The organism is Frankia sp. CeRuru1 (genome assembly GCF_977966315.1).
Window position 1 is genome coordinate 1 of record NZ_CDWWEW010000107.1, and the last position, 3480, is coordinate 3480.

A 3480-nucleotide genomic window follows, 5' to 3' on the forward strand; every position below is an offset into this window, starting at 1 on the left:
GCCAGGGAGTTGCCCGGGGGCCCGCGTTGCGGGGCGTCGTGGAACTCTGGGCGCTGCTGCGCGGCCGTCGCGGGGCGGTGGCGATCGCCACGGCGCTGACCGTGGTCGGCACCGCCGTCGGGGTGCTCCAACCGCTGCTCGTGATGCGGGTGATCGACGCTGCGCAGGCGGGGGGTATTCCCGGCTGGCTCATCGGGGCGCTGCTGGGTCTGTTCGTCGGCCAGGCGATGATCGACACCGCCGGGCACTACCTGCTCGAGCGCGTCGGCCAGGGCGTCCTGCTCGGCCTGCGCACCAGCCTGATCGGCCACCTGCTGCGGCTGCGCATGCGGGTGTTCGACACGCGGCGGATCGGGGATCTGATCTCCCGCGCGAATACCGACACGACCGTGGTGCGCGAGGCGGTGGCGTACAGCTTCACCTCCCTGGTCACCAGCGTGATCGGCGTCGTCGGCGCCGTCGCCCTGATGATCTGGTTGAACCCCTGGCTGTTCCTGCTCGTGCTCGGGGTGGTGGCGGTGGCCGGGGTCGTGGTACTCGGCGCGCTGTCCCGGATCAGGACGGTGTCCGAACGCGGGCAGGCCAGCGTCGGCGGCATGACCGCCGACCTGGAGCGCGCCCTCACCGCGATCCGTACCGTGCGGGCGAACCGCGCCGAGGGGCGGGAGGCCGCGCGCATCGGGGACCACGCCGCGGCCGCATACCAGGCCGGCATCCGGATGGCGAAGCTGGACTCGATCATCGCCCCCGCGATGCAGCTCGCGGTGCAGGGAAGCGTGCTGGTCGTGCTCCTGGTCGGCGGGATCCTGGTGGCGCGCGGTTCGGCCTCGCTCGGCAGCCTGGTCGCCTTCCTGCTGTATGCCACCTACCTGGTGATGCCGTTGTCGCAGCTCATCGAGGCGGCGGCGACCATCCAGCGGGGGATGGGGGCGCTGTCGCGGGTCAACGCGGTGTTCGCGCTGCCCCGGGAGGGCGACGACGAGCCCGTGCACGGTTCGCTGCGCCCCGTGGCGGCCGCGGCCCCCGGCGGGACGCGCCCGCCGGCACCGTTGTCACCCTCGTCCTCGTCACGAGTGTCATCCTCGTCCTCGTCACGAGTGTCATTCTTGTCCTTGTCACGCAGGGAGCCGCCGAACCCGCAGGTGCCGTCGATCGAGTTCCGTGACGTCTGGTTCGGCTACGCGGAGACGCCGGTGCTGCGCGGGGTGTCGTTCACGGTGCCGTCCCGCGGGCACGTCGCGCTGGTCGGGCCGTCCGGTGCCGGCAAGTCCACCATCCTGGAGCTCGTCGAGCGCTTCTACGAGCCGGACGCCGGAATGATCCTCTTCGCCGGCCACGACGTCCGCGCGATGCCCCGCGCGACCGCCCGCGGGTGGGTCGGGCTGGTCGAGCAGAACACCCCGGTGCTGCACGGCAGCCTGCGGGACAACATCACCTACGCGGCGCCGGAGGCGACCGAGGAGCAGATCACCGCGGTCCTGGCCACGGCGGGGCTGCGGGACTTCACCGACCGGCTGCCCGAGCGGCTCCGGACCCCGGTTGGTGATCATGGTGTGCTGCTCTCCGGCGGGGAACGGCAGCGGGTCGCGATCGCCCGCGCGCTGATCGCTCAGCCCGCGGTGTTGCTCCTGGACGAGCCCACGGCCCAGCTGGACAGCGTCAACGAGCAGGCGCTCACCCGCGCGATGCGCCGGATCGCCGCCGAGCGGGCACTGCTGGTCATTGCCCACCGGATCTCCACGGTGCGGGCTGCGGATCTCATCCTCGTGCTGAACGAGGGCCGCGTGGTCGCGCAGGGCCCGCACGAGGAGCTGATGGCGACCAGCGCGTTCTACCGCGGCCTCGCCACGGGCCTGCCGGCCGGTCCCGCCAGCCCCGCCGGGCCGGTCAGCCCGCCAGGGCGCGGGCGAGCAGGGACCGCAGGGCCTCCCGCTCCGGTGGGGTGAGCGCCCCGAGCACGCTCTCCTCGACGCCGTGACCTGCCCTCAGGGCGTTTCCGGGGGAGCCAGGGCGGACTTGCGGATCTTGCCCATCGAGTTGCGGGGGAGCTCGGCCACCAGGTGGATCTCCCGGGGCCGCTTGTGGATGGACAGCTCCCGCGCCACGAAGTCGATGAGCGCCTCGCTCGCCGTCGTCTCGCTCGGTGTCCCGCCCGCCGCACCGGCCAGGCCGGGGGCGACGACGAAGGCGGCGATGCGCTGCCCGAGGTCGTCGTCCGGCAGCCCGATGACGGCGGCCTCGCGCACGGCCGGGTGGGCCAGCAGCACGGCCTCGACCTCGCCCGCGCCCACCCGGTAACCGCCGCTCTTGATGAGGTCAGTGGATCGGCGCCCGACGATTCGGTGGTGGCCGTCCGGGGCGACGACCGCGGCGTCGCCGGTGCGGAACCAGCCGTCCGCGGTGAACGACGCGGCGGTGACCTCCGGGCGCCCCAGGTACCCGTCGAACAGGGTGGAACCGCGGACCTGCAGCTCGCCGATGCTCTCCCCGTCCGCGGGCAGCTCGGCCCCCGTCTCGTCGTCCACGAGCCGGGTCCGCACTCCCGGCAGGGTGGTGCCGACCCAGCCCGCCCGGCGCTCCCCGTCCGCCCGGGCGCTGATGGTGATCAACGTCTCGGTCATCCCGTACCGTTCGATCGGGGCGAGGCCGGTGAGGCCGGCGAGCCGGTCGATCACCGGCCTCGGCAGGGGGGCACTGCCCGAGACGAGCAGCCGGGCCGAGGCCAGGGCGCGGGCGGTGGTCGGATCGTCGCAGACCCGGGACCACACGGTCGGCACGCCGAAGTACAGGGTCCCCCCGGCCGCCGCGTACGCCGTCGGGGTCGGGCGGACGGTGTGGATCAACCGGCTGCCGGCCCGCAGCGCCCCGAGCACACCCAGGACCAGGCCGTGGACGTGGAACAGCGGCAGCCCGTGCACGAGCGTGTCCTCGGGCGTCCAGGCCCAGGCGTCGGCGAGGGCGTCCAGATCGGCGGCGATGGCCGGGGCGGACAGCACCACGCCCTTGGGGGCTCCGGTCGTCCCGGAGGTGTAGAGGATGAGCGCCGGTCCGGTTCCCCCGGACCCGGACCCGGACCCGGATCCGGACGTGGACCCGGACGTGGACCCGGACCCGGCAGCCCCCGACCGTGCGGTGAGATCGACCGGCACGGTGGGGATCGTGAGGTCGTCCCAGGCGGGGCTGCCGAGCAGCAGGGCGGTGCCCGAGTCGCGCAGGATGTGACCGCGTTCACGCGGCCCGGAGTCGGGCGGCACGGGTACCGCCGGCACCCCGGCGAGCAGGCAGCCGACGACCGAGACGACGGTGGCCATCGTCGCCTCGGCGTGCACGGCCACCGCCGGCGCGCCGGCCACCCGACCGGCGACGACGGACGCGGCCGCGAAGAGCTCGGCGCGGGTGAACTCGACCTCCCCGACCTGGACGGCGGGGCCGTCGTGCTCGACGGCTGGCAGTGGGAACAGCTTGACATCCTCCCCGGTC

General features: G+C 74.1%; 2 protein-coding genes. One reads left to right on the plus strand and one right to left on the minus strand.

The features are described 5' to 3' along the window. Window positions 1-26: 26 nt before the first annotated feature. Window positions 27-1946, plus strand: coding sequence for an ABC transporter ATP-binding protein (locus AC08OP_RS10305; protein WP_476613989.1), 1920 nt, complete (start codon window positions 27-29; stop codon window positions 1944-1946). Between the two features lie 39 nt (window positions 1947-1985). Here AC08OP_RS10305 and AC08OP_RS10310 read toward each other — a convergent pair whose 3' ends face one another. Continuing rightward, window positions 1986-3461: an acyl-CoA synthetase gene (locus tag AC08OP_RS10310; RefSeq protein ID WP_476613990.1), complete on the minus strand. Its 1476-nt coding sequence runs from the start codon at window positions 3459-3461 to the stop codon at window positions 1986-1988. Window positions 3462-3480 lie beyond the last annotated feature (19 nt).